This is a genomic window from Sphingobacterium hotanense (assembly GCF_008274825.1).
GTDB classification, from domain to species: Bacteria; Bacteroidota; Bacteroidia; order Sphingobacteriales; family Sphingobacteriaceae; genus Sphingobacterium; species Sphingobacterium hotanense.
The window spans coordinates 1074380-1094344 of sequence record NZ_CP030848.1 but is presented as its reverse complement, the minus strand read 5'-3'; the positions used below and the strand labels follow the sequence as shown (position 1 = coordinate 1094344).

The window sequence follows — 19965 nt, the reverse complement described above, 5'->3', positions numbered from 1 at the left end:
ATTCCAAATCAGCATCGGATATGAACAAATCCTTGATTCATACGTTGCTAAGAAAAAGAGATCATGAAAAATACCCTATTGATAGAGAAGGCCTATTTCAATGGTGCCTTTATTACAGCCGATAAGACTTTTGAAATCATCAATCCTTCTACCCAGAAACCCGTAGGCGTTCTACCGGATCTGTCGGTAAAAGATGCAAAGAAATATATCAAGGCCGCTCATGATGCCTGGTTAACATGGCGCGGTACGGCAGTAGGCGAACGTTCGAGAATACTACGACGCCTCTTCGACCTAATCAACGAGCGCCGGGACGAACTCGCCGAAATCATGACCCTGGAAAGTGGCAAGCCGATCAAGGAATCACAAACCGAAGTCGATTATGCCAACTCATTCGTCGAGTGGTTTTCGGAAGAAGCAAAGCGCGCCTATGGCGAAACAATCCCCTCAACGGCCGGAAACAACAGAATGCAGACCATTAAGCAAGGTGTTGGTGTAGTTGCTGCAATAACCCCATGGAACTTCCCATTGGCGATGATTACCCGCAAGGTGGCTCCTGCCCTAGCCGCAGGATGCTCCGTAGTGCTTAAACCAGCCTCGCAGACACCTTTCTCTGCCATTGCGTTCGCTAAGCTTGCCGAAGAAGCCGGAGTCCCTAAGGGCGTCCTCAATGTTATCACGTCGAAAGACAGTCGTGGTTTGGGCGAAGAGATGGCAACTAATCCGCTTGTTCGGAAGATATCCTTTACCGGATCTACCGCAGTAGGTAAAACGCTGATGTCGCAGGCAGCATCTAGTATCAAACGCATCTCTTTGGAATTAGGTGGGAATGCGCCATTTATCGTCTTTGACGATGCAGATATCGATAAAGCAGTCGAAGGTGCTATCGCCGGCAAATTCCGAAATACCGGACAAACCTGCGTTTCTATCAATCGATTCTATGTGCAAGATGACGTTTATGATGAATTTGCAAAGAAATTGACGGCAGCGGTAAAGAAACTTGAAGTTGGAGATGGCTTGAAGAAAACCACGCAAGTGGGCCCACTTATTAATCCTGAAGGTTTAGAAAAAGTAATACATCATGTGAAAGATGCCACAGAGAAAGGCGCAACTATTGCAACCGGTGGAAAAGCCATAAAAGGCAACTTCTTCGAACCGACAGTATTGCTAGATGTCCCACATGATAGCATCATTGCAGAAGAAGAAACTTTCGGCCCCATCTGTGCACTATTCAGGTTCAAGACGGAAAAAGAGGTGATAAAATTAGCCAATGATACACCGTTTGGTTTAGCATCCTATTTCTATAGCGACAATGTCACTCGCTGTTTCCGCGTCGCGGAGCAATTAGAAGCCGGTATGGTGGGAATCAATGCAGGTCTTATTTCCAATGCCGCAGCACCTTTCGGTGGAGTGAAAGAATCAGGATTAGGAAGAGAAGGTTCTAAATACGGCTTAGACGAATATATCGAAGTGAAATATATGTGCTTTGGTTACCAGATATGATAGCGTAATCCAAACATTACATAATTCGGCTCCGTCACTTCGTTTTTGAACTGATACTTTAATTTGTATCCCGCATAAAGCGATAGCTGAACCGGAGCAAAATAATAACTCAAACCAGCTTGTCCATTCGCAACGGAAAAGTTATCCTTGGTACGGACAGGCTGTGTTTCCCCTTCAATCACCGTCATATCATAGGTATAGAATTCTTGGCTAAATCCCCCACCTAAGAACACATTGAAACTAGACTTCTCTTTATTCAGCAGGTTGAAAAGATAGTCTGCGCCTACCGCAACAAAATCGCCACGTCCATGCACCTGTGCTTGCAACGCTTGGTAATTTCCGATATCGTACTTTCCCTGAACACCAAAACTGCCGTTGTAGGAAGGGTCTTCCAACTGCACATCGCCGTAAAATCCAAATGCCCAATTATGATCCTGCGCTTGTACAGAACTTAGGCCTAGTAAACTGCAAAAAAATAATAGTACATATCTCATATGACTGTTTTAATCGACTTTTTCACCCTTCGCCTTTCGGTACTTCTTGTAAAGCTTTATCAATATCATCAATAAAATGCTTAAGCCTAATAGGCCCATCACCCCAAATATCCAATTTAGCGACGATTTGAGCACCACTAAAAATACAATAGCAAAGAGTATCAATGTAGACACTTCGTTCCACATACGAAGCTTATTCGACGTCCAGGTAAGCTTTTCATCACGCAACTTGAACATCATCTGCTGACTGATAAAATGGTAGGCGATCAACCCAGCCACAAAAGTCAATTTGATATGCATCCATCCCATCGACAATAATCCTGGATTGATATAGAGCATCAAAAGTGCAGAAACAACGGTAATATACATAGCAGGCGTCGTGATGACCCACCAAAGCCTATTTTCCATAATCGTAAATTGCTTGTGCAAGACCTGATATTCCACAGGAGATTTAGATTTCGCCTCGGTATGATAGATAAACAAACGCGGCATGTAGAACAAACCCGCCATCCAGCATACGACAAAGATTATATGTATCGCTTTCGCGTATAGATAGAGCATATTAAAATAATATCTTCAAAAATAACAATTAATCAGCCAATAAATAACAGGCGAAGGTAAGGAATAAAGACAAAGAGGAGCTGCATATACACACAGCTCCTCTTTCTATCTAAAATGGAGATAATTAATAGCGATACTCTTTAATCGTTTCCACCGCGAATTTGACGTTATCAAATGGGATATCCGGCATGATACCGTGGCCCAAGTTAAAAATAAAGCCGTCTTCACCGCGCATACGCTCGAATAGATCAAGAATCTTTTTCTTGATCACCGGTTTGTCAGCATATAATACGAACGGATCTAAGTTACCTTGAACCGCCATACCTGCTGGAAGCGATTTTTTAATGTTCAATAAGTCTGCATTCCAATCTACTGATACGACATCCGGTTGTGCTTCGGCCATTAATGGCGCAAAAACAGAACTTCCTTTACAGAAAGAAATCACCGGAACCGTTCTTTTCAATTTAGAAAGAATGTACTTATTGTATTTGTGCGAAAACTCTTGATAGTCATTCCATGAAAGCGCCAAAGCCCAGCTATCAAACAACTGCAAAGCATTTACGCCTGCGTCAACCTGCATATTTAAATACTCGATGGTCACATCAGCAATTTTTTGCAAAATGTAATGTGCCAACTCAGGTTGGTTGTTCAACAAGGTTTTTGTCAATTTGAAATCCTTAGAAGAACCACCTTCAACCAAATAACTTAAGATAGTGAAAGGCGCCCCGGCGAAACCAATCAATGGCACTTTGCCGTCCAAACGTTGTTGGATAACCTTGATGGCGTCGCCAACATATTGCAAGCGATCTAAACAATCTACCGAAAGTTTTTCTGCATCCTGCAGATTTCTAACCGGGTTAGAAAATCTTGGACCCACACCTTGCTCGAAAGACAAGTCGCCACCCATCGCCTCTGCTGTCACTAGGATATCGGAGAATAAAATCGCCGCATCCACATCTAGCAAATCAATCGGCAACATGGTTACATCCGCCGCAATTTCAGGCGTTTTGCACATCTCTAGGAAAGAATATTTGTTCTTAATTTCCCAATACTCTTTCATAAATCTGCCTGCCTGTCTCATCATCCACACAGGAGGTCTTTCCGTAGGCTGCGATAATGCAGCACGAATCAAAAGATCGTTCTTCAATGAATTGTTCACTATTTATGTTTATTTACTTCGTTTTTTATTTTTTCTAGAATAGACTGTTGTCTTGCTGTCAGCTTCAACTTCTCTGCCGCGTCCACATAACCTTCTACCCTATCGTATTCTTTCTTGCGCAAGTTGATGCTCGCCAAATTGATAAGCACCATACCCTTTTCATGGTCGCGACGCCAAGGCAAACGCGATGCCAATTGAAAATGATACTCCGCTTCTTCAATCTTTTCCTCCTTCAACAAAATATTGCCCATCATAAACTCGTAGAAGTTTCTGCGACCCTTACGAAGTCGATCTGGGTTCTTAATCTCCGCTAAAAGGCGTTTTGTTTTTTCATAATCTTGCTTATGAAATGCTTGCGTCGCTAAATATACAGTCCCCTCTTTCAGGTAACTCCATACCAAGTAGGCGATACCTCCGAAGATATAAACTGCAATATTATAATGCTTTGCAAAGACAGCATACAAGAGAAATGCGATCGCAATTGCGATAACTATTTTTCTAGCTCTATTGGTCATCCTTACCTAGTTCTGGTTATCGGTAAACTTATACCCAACACCGCGAATCGAGTGGAAATAGATTGGATGCTTTTGATCGGGTTCAAAATACTTCCTAAAGGTCAAGATGAAATTATCGATGGTACGTGTTGAAGGGTAAACATCATAATTCCAAACCGTTTCAAGAATCTGCTCGCGAGAGACTGCTTCGTTACGACGCTCGATCAGAAGCTTCAATAACATCGTCTCTTTCTTAGTAAGCGAGGTGATTGTTCCATCAGCTTGGTGCAGCTCGAAGGAGTTGAAATAAATCGTCTTATCCCCGATGGTATAAGAGTTCAATTCTTTCAGATCATCACCTTTCATTCCTCTACGGATCAAGTTGCTCACGCGCAGGATCAGCTCTTCCAAGTTGAAAGGTTTTACCAAGTAATCATCGGCGCCTTTCTTTAATCCCGTAATGCGATCTTCACTGCTATTCTTAGCCGTTAAGAACATAATAGGAACTTCAGAATTCTGCAATCGGATAGTTTCTGCCACCTGGAATCCGTCGATTTCAGGAATCATCACATCTAGAATAATTAAGTTAAAACGCTCTTCCTTAAATATTTTCAATGCTTTTTTACCGTCTGTTGCCGTTGTTACGCGATAGCCCTCAAGCTCTAGGTTTAACTTGATCGCCTCTAATAGATGCTCTTCATCTTCAACTAAAAGTATACGTTGTTTACTTTGCATAATTTTCAAAAGTTACTTCAAAGATACTACCGGATGGCTTGTTATCTTTCACCCGGATGGAGGCATTGTGTTTCTGTAAAACAGTCCTCACAATATATAACCCCAAACCTGTACCCTTGGTTTTACGAGTTGCTTCACTGCCCACTCGATAAAATTTATTAAATATAAGTCTTTTTTCCTCGTCTGGGATACCGATACCATGATCAGCAACCGAAAAAATCAGATTTCCACTCTCTTCTTTCAGCTTCACATAGATCATTCCACAGGCTGGAGAATACTTTACCGCATTCTCGACAAGGTTGGTAATAACGTTCGTAATAGCAAATTTATCGGCTTTCAGCTTGATATGTTCATCCAAATCCGCTTTAATAACCTGCGTTTTGCAAGCATTCTTCTGCAAGCGATCGATGATCTGTTCTACCAGTTCCGACATATCAAATACCTCTTTTGGTAATTGATAAGCACGATTTTCTAATTTTGTAGATAATAATACATTCTCCACCAAGTCGTCCAAGCGTTCTATATCTTTCAACGAATTCGACAGGAAAACCTTTTGCTGTTCTCTATCCAATTCTCTTTTTAGAATCGTTTGAATATATAATTTGACAGATGCCAATGGCGATTTTAACTCATGCGTCACAGCAAGTAGAAAGTTTTGTTGCTGGGTATTGATCTCATGTTCGCGCTTCACCTGCTTCTTCAGCTTCAACGCGCCCCAGATAAAAATGAGCATAAAAATCAATCCTTCACCGATAATCATGCCTTTCCTCTCTGGTTCGAATTTAATCAAAATATAACCCCACCACAGTAACTGTGTGATGGCATAAAAAATCAGAAAGTAAAATAGAAATAAGGCTTTTCTCATATGCTATGTTTCCCGTGCAAATGTACTTAAATAGCCTTTCAATAGGAAATACCCAAGACATTATGACAATAAAGCGAGAATCAAAATTGCGTTGCCAAGCGCGGCACTGTATATTTGCATATGTTCAACGACAAAAAGCATCTATTCTTCGATCTAGACCATACCATTTGGGATTTTGATAAAAATGCGGAGGAAACCCTCCACGACTTGTACTTCAAATATAAGTTTGATGATCTTTTCAATATCCCAACTTCCGATAGTTTTATCGAAACTTATACGATCAATAACCACCGCGTTTGGGGATTATATCACCATGGAAAAATAGATAAGCCTACCTTGCGCTATTTGCGTTTTGCGGACACCTTTACCCAGTTAGGGGTTGACCCCAGCATGTTTCCTACAGAATTTGAGGAAGAATACCTCGCCATCTGCCCTACTAAAACGAATCTATTCCCTAATGCGCACGAGACCTTAGCGTATCTAAAGGATAAATATACCCTTCACCTAATTTCCAACGGCTTTAAAGAGGCCTGCGAAAAGAAGCTGGAACACAGCAAGCTGTCCCCCTACTTCAATACCATCGTTATCTCCGAGATTATCGGCATCAACAAACCGGACCCCCGGATTTTTGAACATGCATTACAAAATGGACAGGCACTGCGTGAACAGGCTGTCATGATCGGTGATAATATCGATGCGGATGTTCGTGGTGCGCAGAACGCCGGAATTGAAGCTATTTTCTTCAATCCACTGGAAGTCGAGAAACCCGGCGATGTGAATTATATGATCAAAGATCTGAAGGAACTGCAGGAGTTGTTCTAGCGGGAAATTCTATGCATTTTACTTTTTTGGATTGCTTGCCGTGCGACGATTTATGCTCGCAAGGGATTGCTATGGGTATGCGCCATTGTTAAAGTGTATTAAACCTAATGTATAGCCCTTTCGGCACGGCTCTGATTGGGGTCTGTATTGGGTTTGTATTGGGTTTGAAAGGGAACTGAGTGGTAGTTGTCTTATAGATGTTAGATATTAGATATGAGACATTAGACTTTTGTGTCTTGAACCAGGAAAGGAAGGATGCAAAGATTAGCAGGATGTATCGTCTTTGAAGCAGGAAAGGAAGGATTTAGGGATTGGCAGGATCATGGTTATCTTTTTCATCCTTCCTTTCCTGATTCAAGACAACCCTAAAAAAAGGCGACCGATATTGGCCGCCATAGGTCTTAATACTAAATACTAGCTACTAATTACTAACCTATTTATTCAAAATAAAAAATAAAAATAGACTATAATATTTAAGATTTTTCTCTTTAAATATTTCCTTTAAAGTTTGTATTGCTTTTGATTTAGCAAAGTAAACAGTACTCGGAGTCGTGTCCAGCATATCACATATTTCTTTAGTTTCCAATCCTTCGAAAAAAGACATCTTAAAGACTTTTGCTTGCGTAGCTGGCAATTTCTCCAATTCCTTTGAAATCGCGTTTAATAATTCATTATAGATTATTTGAGCTTCAAAATCCTGGTCGGGTTGGATTAACATATCAAGAGCATCAGAATCGTGTTTCGCACGATTTACATTCAAATCCACATAATCGTAACAAGCATTTCTGGTAGAAAGGTAAAGGAATGCCCTTACATTATCCTCCGTCTTTGTTCTTTCCCTGCCATTCCATAACTTGTAGAAACTATCCGAAACAATCTCTTCTGCTGCGCCTTTATCTTTCACAATTGAATATGCGAAGAAGCGTAACGAACTCCCATATTTCGACATGTAAAAGGTGAGTCCAGCTTCCTTTCCATTTCTTAAATCTGACAATGGCACTGATGAAGGTATCATAAAATAGTGCTTAGGTTTATTCTTGAAATTACTAAATAGTTTTAACACTCTAAAACAAATAGCGTCATTTTATCAATGACGCCATTCAATGTAATATTACGCCGAAAGCTATGAATAGTCCTCAATTAACTGAGAACAATTCAGCGCTTTTTCAAATAAATCCTGCGGGACGTAAAAATAGTGGTTTGAAGCTTCAAAACCGATACGAGAATCACTCCCTTGCACCTCCGCCAAACGAAGAGCCAGATCAATTTCCGATTTCAATATGTTTTTCAGTTTCGCTTTGACGTCATTTGAATTTGACGATTGAAGCTCCCTTCTAGCCATAATAAACTTTGCTTGATTAACGATGCTAGCGTAATGCAAATAAAGAGCTTCCGCAACGTTAATCTCTTGTTGCATCAATTTGCTAATATTATTGTTCTTCGTTGCAGATTTCAAAATCAATATCCCACTTGAAAATCCGTCACACACCTTCTGAAGTTGGCTTACAAAAACATCTTCAGGATAAATACTTCGCCAGCTCTTCAAATCGTCATAAGGCAATCCCACCATGGTCGCTTTGTAATTTGTTTCGTTTTTCCATAGAAGATTGGATGGTCCAGCTTGTAATGGCGCCGTATATACTACACTGATATTGTAAGGAAACTCCCTAAAAGCCATACTAAAAATCTTCCAAGCTTCAGCGACTTTAGTACCGTACTCTCCATAACGATTTTCAGCGACTTTCAATATTGCTTCCTCGAAGGGCATCGATTTGTTTTTGCCGAGCATATCGACTAATTCGAGGTTTGGAGATGGATATCCTCCCAAACTCCAACCTAACATTAATCCCGTTACTCCAGCATTCCTTAAGTTTGAAATATGTTGTCCAACATTGTATAAAGCGGGGATATACGGTATTGCACCGATTTCCCAGCTATTGTTAGCTTGAATTTTTGCCATACAGGCTATATTGTTTTCCTTCGCTATTTTCCAATGCTTTGTAGCTCTTGGTCCAGGACCGATACTGCTTATTGAATACTCGCCTACTTGGCTTTTTATTCCTCCTCTTTCAATTGGCAAACTCCATTCGCTCACGCTCATAAAACTCAGTGACTCGTTCTTCAGACTCGGCAATACAACTTCCGCGATGCCGTCCTGCCACCCCCAGTCCCAAACAATCAATCGTGGTCTTTCAGCATGGCTGGCCAGTGTTTTTTTAGCCTTTCGATACCCATTTTCAATAGCGTCGATATATAAATTATTCAACTCTGCAATAACCTTTCCTGCCCCTTTGGGTCCGCAGTCAGGACATAGATTACCCCGATTGTGCGACCAACAATGCGTCGGATTTTCAGAGGCACTAATCGAGAAAAAACCACCTAAACCTGGTACTCGCTCTGCTATCACTGCAAGTGAACTTTTTAAATATTCCTGCACTTCAGATTTACTCGTACATAATGAATTTCCACTGCCCTTCAACTGAGGATATTTAGCAAAAAATTCTTTCGTTTGATTTCGAGGCTCGTTCAGATACAAAAAGATTTTTATACCCTTCTGACCGGCGCGATCTACCAATTTTACCATATTAGCCAATCGTTTTTCCCAGTTCTTACTTTGTTTCATATCCCAAGGGAAGGGCGATATTTTGCTTAACACAATATGCATCCATATACTGTCGACACCTTTAGCGTGCATTTTTTCTAAATATGCGTCTGGATAAGAATCAGTACTCTCCGATAATAGAGGATCACCAAATAATGCGAAATATGGGTAAGCTAATCTTGGGCTAAACATGGAATCTCCCTCTTCGACTTTCGTCGGACTTGCCGCCGATAGCTCTTCGACAAAATGGAAGAAAGGTTCCTCTTGCTTTGGTAATCCTTTGGGAAACACGGATTGCAAGCGCTTCTTAAACTTCGCCAATTCTGCCTTATCCAAGCTCTTCATAGCTTCGGAATAATTTAAAGTTTTACATTTAGGCTTTAGATTCCCTAGTTTTACGTAGAAAAAATCATCTTCTATAAGCGTAAACTCCAAATGCTCATTTGTCCAATCCATTAAGATCAAAAGTTGAGACTTCGGCAATAAATGCCAATTTCTTCGAATAACAGTTAGATAACTGCGCTCCCACTGCGAATCGCTAACCGATTGCTCCTTCGGCAGCAACATTTCCCGTGCAAGTCCTCTTATCTGCGAAGCGGTGGCGCCAATGGTCTTTGCCATGCGTTCAGTGGGTACTAAATTCCAATTTCGCCACACAAAAGCATGTAGTAAACTTGGAAAATGCGTTGGAACTAATGCCAAAGGCCCCTCAGTATCAGGCTCTATTTGTTGAAACTGATAAGGTATCATTCCTAAGCCAAGGAAGGCTCCAACTGCCAATCCACTACTCGCTAAAAACTGACGTCTATTAATAGATGATGTTAAGGTCATAATATTTACTTTTTTGCAACACAATCAATTTCTACTTTTATTCCCTGCATAAGAACAGATTGTACGGTCGTTCGCGCAGGCTTAATATTTGGAAAATAGGTTCGATAAACGGAATTAAAGGCTTCGAAATCGTCCATATTAGCTAAATGAACATTACATTTCACGATGTTTTGAAACCCCATCTCCTCTTGCGACAAGATTAGTCTTATGTTCTCCATCGTTTGCTTAGTTTCCTCTTCAATATTGTTCAGAAGAAAGGTTCCTGTCGAAACGTCAACAGAACCTTGTCCACTTACATACATCCAATTACCATCTAATATGGCATCGCTTAACGGAGGGTCAGAGTTGAGCGGCCTCATTGGGTGTTTTATACTTTTCATCATTTGGTTTATGGTTTAATATTATAAAAATCTCGACATGTGTTTCCCCATATCGCTGCCTGTTCTAGCTCGGTAAGCTTCGAAATATGTTGTTCAACAATAGCACAAACTTGCGTATAAGATCCGCCGACCTTACATACAGGCCAATCACTTCCAAACATCATCCTATTTGGGCCAAATACCGATAGGCAAAAATCAATGACTTCCTTAAAATCATCGACTTTCCAATGATTCCAATCAGCTTCAGTAACTAGACCGGCTAATTTACAGCCAACATGATCCATTGACTTAAACTCTTTTATCTTCTTTTTCCAGTCTGTGAAATTTCTATTCTTGATGTCTGGCTTACCAATATGGTCTATTATTAATTTCTGATCAGACAATGTCTTACAAAATTCTAACGCTATATCTAGATGTTTCGGGTAGATTAATACATCGTAGCTAAAATTGTACTTCTTCAACAAGGCGATCCCATTCATAAAAGATGGTTTCAATAAATAATTTAGATCAGGCTCCGATTGGACAATATGTCTAAATCCCTTCATCAGGCTATTCTTTGCATAGCATGCCAGTCTTTCTTCAATGTTGTTGCTCCGAAAATCAACCCATCCAACGACCGCAACAAAAGAAGCGTGCTGTTTAGCGATCGTTAATAGAAAATCATTCTCATTTTCACTCTGATCCGCTTGCACTAAAACCCCTTGTTCGATGCCTGAATCATTCATCTGGTGCAATAAATCATCGGGCATATAATCTGACTTTAGGACTTCCATTTCGTCGGTAATCCAAGCATCTTTTATCGGATGGTATTTCCAGAAATGGATGTGGCTATCTATTTTTATCATAAACTTCAGGCTAAACAGGAAGGTCCTGCCGGTTCAAAAAACTTATATCCAAGCGAAAACTCAAAGTGTCCTAATTCTTCTGCTTTTGTTCTCTTGCCGCCTGCTACTTCTGCAATACGAAGAATGATCTCATTCGCAATATCTTCCAAACTGCTCTCGCCCAATAGTATTTTTCCAGCATTCACATCCATATTTTCCTCCAAACGCACATAATTTTCTGGGTTTGCCATGATTTTTATGACGGGAGATATTGCAGAGCCAGCTACTGATCCTCTTCCAGTGGTAAATAAAATACATTGAGCACCCGAGGCGATCAACTCATTCATTTCCGAGATATCATTTGGATTTGGAAAACCGAATGTAGGTACACCATCAGGTACAATATCCATTAAGTATAATCCAGGAACCGTTGGTAGATCGCAAGGTTTTAACAATCCGACTATTGCTGATGATCCACTCTTACAGTAGGCACCGATCGACTTTTCTTCCAATGTTGTCAGGCCGCCCTCGGCATTTCCGGGGGCAAAACTTCCATGCCCCATGTTCGCATAATAGGATGCGGCCTTTAGTATCGTGTTTTTTAGTTCTTCCCCTAAGTCTGGGCGACTTGCTCTATGTTTTAAATCATCCTCTAATCCAATCATTTCACCGGTGTTTTCAAAAATACAGGTACTATCGAGCGTCTGTAATTTATCGAAAGCTAATCCTGTAGCTGGATTGGCAGTCAACCCACTTGTAGCGTCGCTTCCTCCAGAGACCACCCCAATAATCAAATCTTTCCAATAAATCTCAGTTCGAGGAATTTGATCTAATTGCGCTAATGCAAATGTTATAAACTGCTTACCCTCCTCGATAGCCATTTTCGTACCGCCGGTCTGTTGAATACCTACCAGCTTTACAGGTCTGTTGGAAGCCTCCACATGTTTCAGCAATGAGCTCCCGTTAAAACTTTCACATCCCAGAGACACCAATAGCACGGCTCCGACATTTGGTTGAGTGCAAAGCGAATGCATCATTCGCTCGGCGTAGCTATTCGGATAACAGCCACTAAATCCAATCATTTGAACTTGCTGTTCATCGAATTGTAGGGCTATTTTTTGAGCGACATGCCTGGCACATTCTACTAAATAAACGATTAGCACAATGTTTCTAATTCCTTTCCTTCCATCCGCGCGTAAATATCCACTGCCTAGGCTGTTATTTTTACTTGTTATCAAATCGTTCATCCTTAGAATATGTTGGTAAATAATCGCTTTTCAAATTATGTAAATGCACATGTTCTCCAAGTTGGATTTCCTTCGTGGCAGAACCGATCTTCATACAAAATTTGATGACTTTTTCACCTTTTTGGATTTTGCTGGCAGCGAGTTTATGCCCGCGTCCCATATCATAGGGAATTCTAATTGGATTACCATCAATCTCAATGAATTCACCCGATAAAACCGGCTCTTTCAGAACATAGACATTGTCTTTATCATTAATCTTATATAACTTTTCCATCAATTTATACGTTAATGTGGTCTCAGCTTACTGCCTATTAAAGCATAGAATAACAGATATAGATAAGCAGGAATACAGATTGAATAGGCGATTTGATGTTCATACAGATCCGCTAAATAACCGAAGATTAAAGGAAGCACTGCACCCCCAATAATACCCATCACCAACACTGAAGCTCCTTTTTTAGTAAAGCGTCCCAGGTCACGTAATGCCAAAGGAAATACCGTCGGCCATAGTAAGGAGTTTGCGACGCCTAGAGCGGCGACGAGATAGATAGAGATAATCGGTTCTACAACCAATATAACTATTGTAGTTACTATACCCAAAAGTGTGCATATAACAAGTCCCTGTCTTTGGGAAAGTCGTTTTGGTATTAGGCTTACGCCACACAAGTAGCCAAATACCATTCCAAAGGTCGTATACCAAACATAGTGTTCAGGATGTTCGAGATTTAAACTCTTTGCATAATCATTAATTGATCCAAGAGCAATTATTTCCACCCCGACATCAAAGAATATTGCAATCGCGCCGAGATATAAATGTGGGATCTGGAAGATGGATGATTTCGTATTTCCATAAACGCTGGCATCAAGCTCTGAACTTTCGCTATCTTCACCTGGTGCGGATATTTCTGGTAAAGGAGAAAAATATATCGCAACCCCGACTAAAACGGCAATCGCAGCGATACTGTAAAATGGAATTTTTAGGTGGTTGATATCTACATTCTTTAAGTCTAAGAACAGGGCCAAAATAAAGGATGCACCTGCAAGTGCTAGTTTATCAGCGATCCCCATGATACTGATTCGCTTGGCTGCGGACTCCGGCGATCCCAGGATCGTCACATAAGAATTGATGGAGTCCGTGAGCAAGGTCTGCGCAATCCCCAACACAAAAAGGCCGAAAAGGAATAATTCAAAACTCGCTGACTGGGAAGAAAAAGCTATTAGTGTGAACCCACTTGCCAATATGAAAAATGAGGTACATATAGAATTACGGTATCCAATCTTCTTTAGCAACATTGCTGAAGGAATGGCAAAAAGCACGTAAGCTGAAAAAGTAGCTGTCATAATAAGATATGACGTTGCTGTTTTTAATGTAAATGCTTCTTGAACAAAAGGGATGAAATAGGCATTTATTCCTATAGAAAAGCCCAAAACCGCGTACATACACCCGATAATGATTAAATATAGCCTAACATTTGCTGTTGACAATGTTTTCATAATCTTGATATTAGGATTTCGGCTTCAATTTCGCTATCAAATGATCCTTAACTCTGGCTAAGACAGCTTCACCGTACTCCAAGTTGGCGTCTTTTGCAGTCTGCGTATACCATTTATCCTCCGAGAAATGATCCATATATACCCCTTCAGGACATACTGCCATCATTAATGCTGTTTCTAATTTCCCTGCATGATCAATAGGATATTCCTTTTGAATAGAATCGGACAATAATGGATAAGCTTGAATCCAATTAAATGGATTATCGCCTTCCTCATGCCCTTCATAATAATTTGCAGCGTCTGCTTTACCCCACCAGCCTTCACCAGATTGCCGCTCAATAAAATCGAACAAGGTCTGCCGTGCTGCTAATTTGAAAGATAAATCCGTAGGCATCCCTGCTGCAAAATTCTCACTCTGATGATGCACAATGATATGGATATTCCGAAAACCAATCCTTAGCAAGTTCATAAATAATGAACTTGCAAAAGGATAAAGTATATCTGGTCGATTATGTATACTACCATTTGCTTCAGGGCCTTCGACCGCGTAGCTTGAAGCGCCATAATAAAAGGCTGGTAAGATAATAAAGGGAACTTCGTTTTCTAATCGTGCTAACGTCTCCGTAATCACCAAAGTGTCTACTCCTGTGCATAGATGCTCTCCATGATATTCCAACACACCTAATGGAAGAACGACCGGAATGTTGTCAGCGATTGCTTTACGAATCTGTGTCGGAATCATTAATTCGTATCTCATAATAAATTAGTTTTAGCGTTTATCACTACCAACCTTGGTTCTGTTCTAGGTTTCCATTTTTATCAATTTCGCCTTGTGGAATCGGCATAAAATACATTTTGCTTTCAAACACGATCGGTGTTGCATCAACTTCAGGATAAGCATATGTGAAGCTTCCGTCTGCATGCTTGGTTATTAGGGCCCCGTGATATTTTTTCCCGTTTAAGACTGTTTCTGCCAATTTCCAACGTCTTAAATCCCAATATCTCTTCTTCTCAAAGCACATTTCCACATAACGTTCGTTACGAATCAAATCGCGCATCTGCACTTTATTTAGTGATCCTACTGCCAAATCTGACGTTATACCTGCGCGTTTTCGCAGCGTATTCAACGCTTGATAGACGGAAGCATCTGGTGAGGAAAGCGCCTCGTTCTGAGCCTCTGCATAATTCAACAAAACCTCTGCATAGCGCAGTTCTATCCATGGCTGGTCACTTCCTGTGCTGCCGGTATATATTGTATTATCTGGATTGATAGCTTTTCGCGTATAGTAGCTCGTTATGGTGTTATAGATCGTATTCTCTTTTGAGGCGTCATAATCTCTACCACCTGAGTATGTTTCCAACGTGATTTCACGAACTGGCGGACCAGAAGTTGTACCCTTGACTTTAGACCCATTAAATGCGATGAATGCATAAAAACGATTGTCGCGACCGACATAGGGATCGTTCGGATTGTAATTTGATCCCGCTTCTTTGATTCCTTTTCCGTTCTTCATCGGAAATGCGTCTACCAATTCCTGCAATGGAGATAGTTGACCAGCATTGTTATTGGCAAGGATTAGGGGTCTCAATCCAGCATCCCAGCTGTGTTGCTTTTCTGGTAATTTATATTGTATTTCAAAAATTGACTCAACGTGATTATTTGCCTTATCCAACCAGATTTTATTCAAATCGGGATACAAGCTATATTTGTTCAAATCCATTACATCTTTGCTTGCTTTCGCAGCCTCTGCCCAAAGTGAACTATTGTTTTCCTCGTTATACAGAGGACTAGCATAATACAATAAGGCTCTTCCTAACAATGCCATGGCCGACCCTTGGGATGCTCTTCCTCTCGGCGCTGAAGGGGGTAGTTCATCCTTAGCTAATCTTAATTCACTCACGATAAAGTCAAACGTTTCTTTAATACTGGCTCTTTTTACCATCAAATCATCCGAGATGTCTTGTGGTGTTGTTATGATTGGAATTCCACCATAACGTTTGACCATATCAAAATATAGAAAGGCCCTTAGAAAACGCGCCTCTCCTTTTAGGCGCTTTCGCGTTTCGTCATCTAGCGTAGCGCCATCAATCTTTGATAAAAACTCGTTTGCTCGACGAACCTGTTGGTATGCCCAAAAACCCAATGGATTATAAGTCTGATCCCATTGACCTCGAAGGATTTGGTTGGGTGCATCCCCCGTATAATTACATCGACCTTCATCGACGATGTTGTCTTGCGTATTTGAATATTCGTATCCTTGTCTATCATTATACATTTGGTTGACTAATAACTCAATTAATTTACCGTCCGACCATACGTCTTCTTCTGAAATAGCCGATGGATTTTTGGGGTCTAAAAAGTCTGACTCGCAGGAAGAAAAGGCGAAAGTAAAGAAAGCGACTATTGCTATATATTTTGTGAATTTCATAACGTTAATAATTAAAATGAAAGCATAACACCTAGGTTGTATTTACGTTGTTGCGGATAGTAGTTTCCAGCACCTGTTGCAGCTTCAGGATCTAATTCATCGATTTGGCTAATCGTGAATAGATTAAATCCTGATACATATAATCTCATTTTGCTGACTTTGATTTTATCTAACCAGTCGCCAGAGAAATTATATCCCAAGTCCAATGACTTTAATCGCACATACCCGGCCTTGCGCAACCAGAAATTAGAATCGCGATTATTGATTGATCGAGAGTCAACCCATGCAAGCGGATATTTGGCGTCTGGATTCTCAGGAGACCATGAATCAGCAAAATAAGCGAAGTTATTACTTGACCCACCGTTCAAATACATCACACGTCCAGCGGCAGTCAACATCATATTACGTTGTGAAGCTCCTTGGAAAAAGAAATTCATGTCTAAATTCTTCCATGAAAGCGATCCATTAAAACCGTACATAATGCGCGGTTCACTTCCATAGTTAGCAATGACTTTTTGGTCTTGGATAGTAATTTCGCCATCACCGTCGATATCAGCGTATTTGATATCTCCTGGAAGACTTTGCAAACCGAACTGTTTGCCGCCATACCATGAATCAGCTTCTTCTTTTGATCGAAATAAACCCAATGCTTCGTAGCCTGCACGGTAGCCAATGGGACGCCCTAGTTGCTTATTAAAGTCCATCGCATTCGCGGGATCGTCTATTTGTGTTACTTCATTTGTTGCATAAGAACCCACTAGCCTAAAATTGTAACTCCAGTCATTAACAGCGTTCTGATGGCCGATAGTGAATTCAACACCTTTACTTTTAACTTTGGCATAATTTTCATTTGGCAACTGGCGGCCAAAAGTTCCAGGAACCGATCTATCCTTGCTCCAAAGGATGTCGCGGGTATGTCGGAAGAAATAGTCGACTTCGAAATTCAACATAGAATTCCATAGGCTCCATTCCAATCCAATGTTCGTGTTGTCTTGTTTTTCCCAAGTAATATTATAATTCGGATAAACACCATATCCAACCTGTGGTACAGCTTGCCCGTCGACCACAGGCCCTGCCCCGGTTATGATTGAATAACTCTCCAAGAATTGATATGCATTCACTCGATCATTACCTATCAAACCTTTAGATGCCCGTAGCTTTAGGTTATTTATAAAGTTCAAACTCTCATTATTCTTAAAAAAAGGTTCTTCTGAAATTCTCCAACCCGCAGAAACTGCAGGAAAGAAGCCAAATCGTCTCTCTTTCGGGAAACGATAAGAGCCATCATACCTAAACGTCCCTTCAAACAAATATTTTCCTGCAAAAGCATAATTCACGCGCCCCACGAGCGAACGACGTGCATCGTTGATATATCCACGTCCATCAATGGATTGATTAGTTGGCCCACTCGCAAAAAATTCATCTTTTATATTTGATATGAAATCTTCCTTTCTCGCGGTAAAGTTTTTACCTTTTGCTCCATATTGCTCATAAAGTAGCATACCGGCAACATTATGATTATTAAAGTCGCGGGCGTAGTTCAATGAAATATTGTAAGTCGTATTGGTCAAGGCATCAAAACCTTCGGTTAAAGACGTTTTACTACCCACCATTTTTTCATTGGTAACATTTCCCTGTGCATCTTCATCGTACATGGTATAAGGCATCGCGAACACCTTATTGAAATAATGTTGTTTATAGTACGAGAAATTTCCATTCAGTGCGAGTCCTTCAGTCAGTATGTCTAACTTTTGATTGAAGAATAAGGTTCCTTGAAAAATATCGTATTCTTGATCTTTGTACCCAGAGTTTCTTATCATTTCTACCGGATGCGAACCTGTGGTATTAGCAGCTCTACCGCTAGGGTGATATGCTAAACGCGTAGGAGAAGCGTTGATAACACGATGAAAGATTTCCGAAGCGTCCCAACTTGGAGATTCAAATAGCTCCTGTCGTGCTTCAAGATTTAATCCAACCGTTAAACTATTTGTTATTGAAGCATCGATATTTGAACGAATATTATATCGTTTGAAACCGATATTATCATATAATCCGGTTTGGTTCAGATAACCTAGCGAACCAAAATATCGAACAGACTCGCTACCACCCTGAAGACTCAAATTATGTTGATTTTTAGGACTACGATCTTTGAACGTTTCAGCATACCAATCGGTTCCACTTTCCTTAAATTTCTGTAATTCAGCATCGGTATAGAAGTTATTTGCCTGTGCGGGGTTATTCGGATCGTAGCCTTGATTATAGAATGCCTGATTGCGCGTAACACCATAGTCATAAGCGGTCATTAACGTTGGATATTGGGTTGGCTCCTGCAGCCCTACCATGCCAGAGTAAGTTAAAACGGGTTTTCCGACTTTTCCTCTTTTTGTGGTAATCAGGATAACACCGTTTGCTGCTCGAGCGCCATAAACCGCTGCGGCTGACGCATCTTTCAAAACGGAAATGCTAGCGACTTCGTTTGGATCGATATTTCCAAAGCCATCGGAACGAACCACACCGTCGACTACCACGAGTGGATTATTGTCATTCAGTGTGCTTAATCCGCGAACACGAATAGTGGATCCGTTCCCCGGGCGACCATCAGAGTTCACTGAGGAAACCCCAGGCATACGACCACCTATTGCATTCGATAAATTATTTGTCGGTGTTTTTGCAATTTCATCGCCACTAACTGTCGCCACAGAACCTGTTAAATTGATTTTCTTCTGCGTACCATATCCAACTACGACAACCTCATCTATATCATCAACAGCCTCCAATAAGGTTATATTTACATTTGATCGATTGCCGATTGCAACTTCTTTACTCGAAAACCCCATCAAACTGACAATTAAAACAGGGTTTTGAGTGGAATAGGATAAGGAATATTCGCCTCTTTCATTTGTAGAAACAGCAGCAGAAGTGCCTTTTATAGCCACGGTGGCACCAGCTAGAGGCTCTCCTGACTCTTTGCTAACAACGCCTTGAACGTTGCTTTGCTGATTCCAAGCATTAAGACTCTCCGCATGAATTTGCAATTTTTGAGGCTTCAGATTTCCGTTCTGCTTTTGCTTAATTACGATGATGTCATCTTGCATTTCCCAAGAAACCGGCTTTCCGTTTAAAAGGGACTCCATAGCGAGCGGTAAATCCATCGATTTCACATTAATATTCACCCTAAGCTCGGCTAGTTTTCTCCCATTCAGAAAAAACTGTTTACCGGTCTGCTGTTGAATGCTGCGCATGGCCTGTACCAAAGTAATGCCCTCCCCCTTCAGGGTAACTTGCTGCGCAAGTCCATTCCCTAGAACGGTGCAGATATTTAAGAAAGTTAATAAGACTATTAATTTCATGGCTAGTAAAAATGGCTTCCCTAAAGACCTGATACGGTCTTTAACAATTGAATAAAAAATCATAATTTTAAGTGGTTTAAATTGTTTTTGTTGCTTTTAATTGGCCTTCCTACAGTTCAATTGATTAAATAATTGATTTAAATCACGTCCAAATAGTGTAGCAGCACTATTTGGACTC

At 40.7% G+C, this 19965-nt stretch carries 18 protein-coding genes; 2 read left to right on the top strand and 16 right to left on the bottom strand.

Translation table 11 applies throughout. The features are described from left to right. Positions 1 to 63: 63 nt before the first annotated feature. Positions 64 to 1500, top strand: coding sequence for an NAD-dependent succinate-semialdehyde dehydrogenase (locus tag DSM08_RS04555; protein WP_149525045.1), 1437 nt, complete (start codon positions 64 to 66; stop codon positions 1498 to 1500). Here DSM08_RS04555 and DSM08_RS04550 read toward each other — a convergent pair. From DSM08_RS04550 to DSM08_RS04525, 6 genes are all read right to left on the bottom strand, one after another. After that, complete coding sequence (locus DSM08_RS04550) at positions 1488 to 1994, bottom strand: hypothetical protein (protein ID WP_149525044.1); 507 nt, start codon at positions 1992 to 1994, stop codon at positions 1488 to 1490. The genes DSM08_RS04555 and DSM08_RS04550 overlap by 13 nt on opposite strands. A gap of 9 nt (positions 1995 to 2003) precedes the next feature. Beyond that, positions 2004 to 2555, bottom strand: coding sequence for a CopD family protein (locus tag DSM08_RS04545; RefSeq protein ID WP_149525043.1), 552 nt, complete (start codon positions 2553 to 2555; stop codon positions 2004 to 2006). A 124-nt stretch (positions 2556 to 2679) separates the two neighbouring features. Further along, positions 2680 to 3702: a uroporphyrinogen decarboxylase gene (gene hemE / locus DSM08_RS04540; protein ID WP_149527641.1), complete on the bottom strand. Its 1023-nt coding sequence runs from the start codon at positions 3700 to 3702 to the stop codon at positions 2680 to 2682. Between the two features lie 11 nt (positions 3703 to 3713). Then, complete coding sequence (locus DSM08_RS04535) at positions 3714 to 4229, bottom strand: hypothetical protein (RefSeq protein ID WP_149525042.1); 516 nt, start codon at positions 4227 to 4229, stop codon at positions 3714 to 3716. Positions 4230 to 4235: 6 nt separating this feature from the next. Continuing rightward, positions 4236 to 4943 (bottom strand): response regulator transcription factor, encoded by a 708-nt coding sequence (locus DSM08_RS04530; protein ID WP_149525041.1) that lies wholly within the window; start codon positions 4941 to 4943, stop codon positions 4236 to 4238. After that, entirely contained in the window at positions 4933 to 5808 is an 876-nt protein-coding gene (locus tag DSM08_RS04525) for a sensor histidine kinase (RefSeq protein ID WP_149525040.1), read from the bottom strand. Before DSM08_RS04525 ends, DSM08_RS04530 begins: the two co-directional genes overlap by 11 nt. Before the next feature lie 120 nt (positions 5809 to 5928). Between DSM08_RS04525 and DSM08_RS04520 the strand changes: the two genes are divergently transcribed. Next, a complete protein-coding gene (locus DSM08_RS04520; RefSeq protein WP_149525039.1) occupies positions 5929 to 6630 on the top strand; it encodes a YjjG family noncanonical pyrimidine nucleotidase in 702 nt (233 codons plus the stop codon). Between the two features lie 433 nt (positions 6631 to 7063). On the opposite strand, the gene DSM08_RS04515 is transcribed toward DSM08_RS04520, so the two are convergent. The 10 genes from DSM08_RS04515 to DSM08_RS04470 form a co-directional block, all read right to left on the bottom strand. Further along, positions 7064 to 7645: an RNA polymerase sigma factor gene (locus tag DSM08_RS04515; RefSeq protein WP_149525038.1), complete on the bottom strand. Its 582-nt coding sequence runs from the start codon at positions 7643 to 7645 to the stop codon at positions 7064 to 7066. Between the two features lie 108 nt (positions 7646 to 7753). Further along, entirely contained in the window at positions 7754 to 10063 is a 2310-nt protein-coding gene (locus tag DSM08_RS04510) for a hypothetical protein (protein ID WP_223110863.1), read from the bottom strand. A gap of 5 nt (positions 10064 to 10068) precedes the next feature. Next, the gene (locus tag DSM08_RS04505) at positions 10069 to 10446 is read right to left on the bottom strand and encodes a RidA family protein (protein WP_223110862.1); all 378 of its coding nucleotides are present in this window, start codon (positions 10444 to 10446) and stop codon (positions 10069 to 10071) included. A gap of 5 nt (positions 10447 to 10451) precedes the next feature. Next, positions 10452 to 11288, bottom strand: a complete 837-nt coding sequence (locus tag DSM08_RS04500) for an amidohydrolase family protein (protein WP_149525037.1) — start codon at positions 11286 to 11288, stop codon at positions 10452 to 10454. Positions 11289 to 11293: 5 nt separating this feature from the next. Then, positions 11294 to 12514 carry a UxaA family hydrolase gene (locus DSM08_RS04495; RefSeq protein WP_149525036.1) on the bottom strand — a complete coding sequence of 407 codons (1221 nt, stop codon included), beginning with the start codon at positions 12512 to 12514 and terminating at the stop codon, positions 11294 to 11296. Next, positions 12492 to 12788, bottom strand: coding sequence for a UxaA family hydrolase (locus tag DSM08_RS04490; protein WP_149525035.1), 297 nt, complete (start codon positions 12786 to 12788; stop codon positions 12492 to 12494). The genes DSM08_RS04495 and DSM08_RS04490 overlap by 23 nt, the downstream gene beginning before the upstream one ends. Positions 12789 to 12799: 11 nt before the next feature. Next, complete coding sequence (gluP, locus tag DSM08_RS04485) at positions 12800 to 14008, bottom strand: glucose/galactose MFS transporter (RefSeq protein ID WP_149525034.1); 1209 nt, start codon at positions 14006 to 14008, stop codon at positions 12800 to 12802. Between the two features lie 10 nt (positions 14009 to 14018). After that, positions 14019 to 14765, bottom strand: a complete 747-nt coding sequence (locus tag DSM08_RS04480) for a creatininase family protein (protein ID WP_149525033.1) — start codon at positions 14763 to 14765, stop codon at positions 14019 to 14021. A gap of 25 nt (positions 14766 to 14790) precedes the next feature. Continuing rightward, positions 14791 to 16437: a RagB/SusD family nutrient uptake outer membrane protein gene (locus tag DSM08_RS04475; protein ID WP_149525032.1), complete on the bottom strand. Its 1647-nt coding sequence runs from the start codon at positions 16435 to 16437 to the stop codon at positions 14791 to 14793. 11 nt (positions 16438 to 16448) lie between these two features. Next, positions 16449 to 19787, bottom strand: a complete 3339-nt coding sequence (locus DSM08_RS04470; protein WP_187773973.1) for a TonB-dependent receptor — start codon at positions 19785 to 19787, stop codon at positions 16449 to 16451. Positions 19788 to 19965: the final 178 nt, after the last annotated feature.

Excerpts from the sequence above, each read along its gene's own strand:
- DSM08_RS04555 (WP_149525045.1), top strand. The coding sequence starts at position 64 with ATGAAAAATACCCTATTGATAGAGAAGGCCTATTTCAATGGTGCCTTT.
- DSM08_RS04550 (WP_149525044.1), bottom strand. The coding sequence starts at position 1,994 with ATGAGATATGTACTATTATTTTTTTGCAGTTTACTAGGCCTAAGTTCT.
- DSM08_RS04545 (WP_149525043.1), bottom strand. The coding sequence starts at position 2,555 with ATGCTCTATCTATACGCGAAAGCGATACATATAATCTTTGTCGTATGC.
- DSM08_RS04535 (WP_149525042.1), bottom strand. The coding sequence starts at position 4,229 with ATGACCAATAGAGCTAGAAAAATAGTTATCGCAATTGCGATCGCATTT.
- DSM08_RS04530 (WP_149525041.1), bottom strand. The coding sequence starts at position 4,943 with ATGCAAAGTAAACAACGTATACTTTTAGTTGAAGATGAAGAGCATCTA.
- DSM08_RS04525 (WP_149525040.1), bottom strand. The coding sequence starts at position 5,808 with ATGAGAAAAGCCTTATTTCTATTTTACTTTCTGATTTTTTATGCCATC.
- DSM08_RS04520 (WP_149525039.1), top strand. The coding sequence starts at position 5,929 with ATGTTCAACGACAAAAAGCATCTATTCTTCGATCTAGACCATACCATT.
- DSM08_RS04515 (WP_149525038.1), bottom strand. The coding sequence starts at position 7,645 with ATGATACCTTCATCAGTGCCATTGTCAGATTTAAGAAATGGAAAGGAA.
- DSM08_RS04510 (WP_223110863.1), bottom strand. The coding sequence starts at position 10,063 with ATGACCTTAACATCATCTATTAATAGACGTCAGTTTTTAGCGAGTAGT.
- DSM08_RS04505 (WP_223110862.1), bottom strand. The coding sequence starts at position 10,446 with ATGATGAAAAGTATAAAACACCCAATGAGGCCGCTCAACTCTGACCCT.
- DSM08_RS04500 (WP_149525037.1), bottom strand. The coding sequence starts at position 11,288 with ATGATAAAAATAGATAGCCACATCCATTTCTGGAAATACCATCCGATA.
- DSM08_RS04495 (WP_149525036.1), bottom strand. The coding sequence starts at position 12,514 with ATGAACGATTTGATAACAAGTAAAAATAACAGCCTAGGCAGTGGATAT.
- DSM08_RS04490 (WP_149525035.1), bottom strand. The coding sequence starts at position 12,788 with ATGGAAAAGTTATATAAGATTAATGATAAAGACAATGTCTATGTTCTG.
- gluP (WP_149525034.1), bottom strand. The coding sequence starts at position 14,008 with ATGAAAACATTGTCAACAGCAAATGTTAGGCTATATTTAATCATTATC.
- DSM08_RS04480 (WP_149525033.1), bottom strand. The coding sequence starts at position 14,765 with ATGAGATACGAATTAATGATTCCGACACAGATTCGTAAAGCAATCGCT.
- DSM08_RS04475 (WP_149525032.1), bottom strand. The coding sequence starts at position 16,437 with ATGAAATTCACAAAATATATAGCAATAGTCGCTTTCTTTACTTTCGCC.
- DSM08_RS04470 (WP_187773973.1), bottom strand. The coding sequence starts at position 19,787 with ATGAAATTAATAGTCTTATTAACTTTCTTAAATATCTGCACCGTTCTA.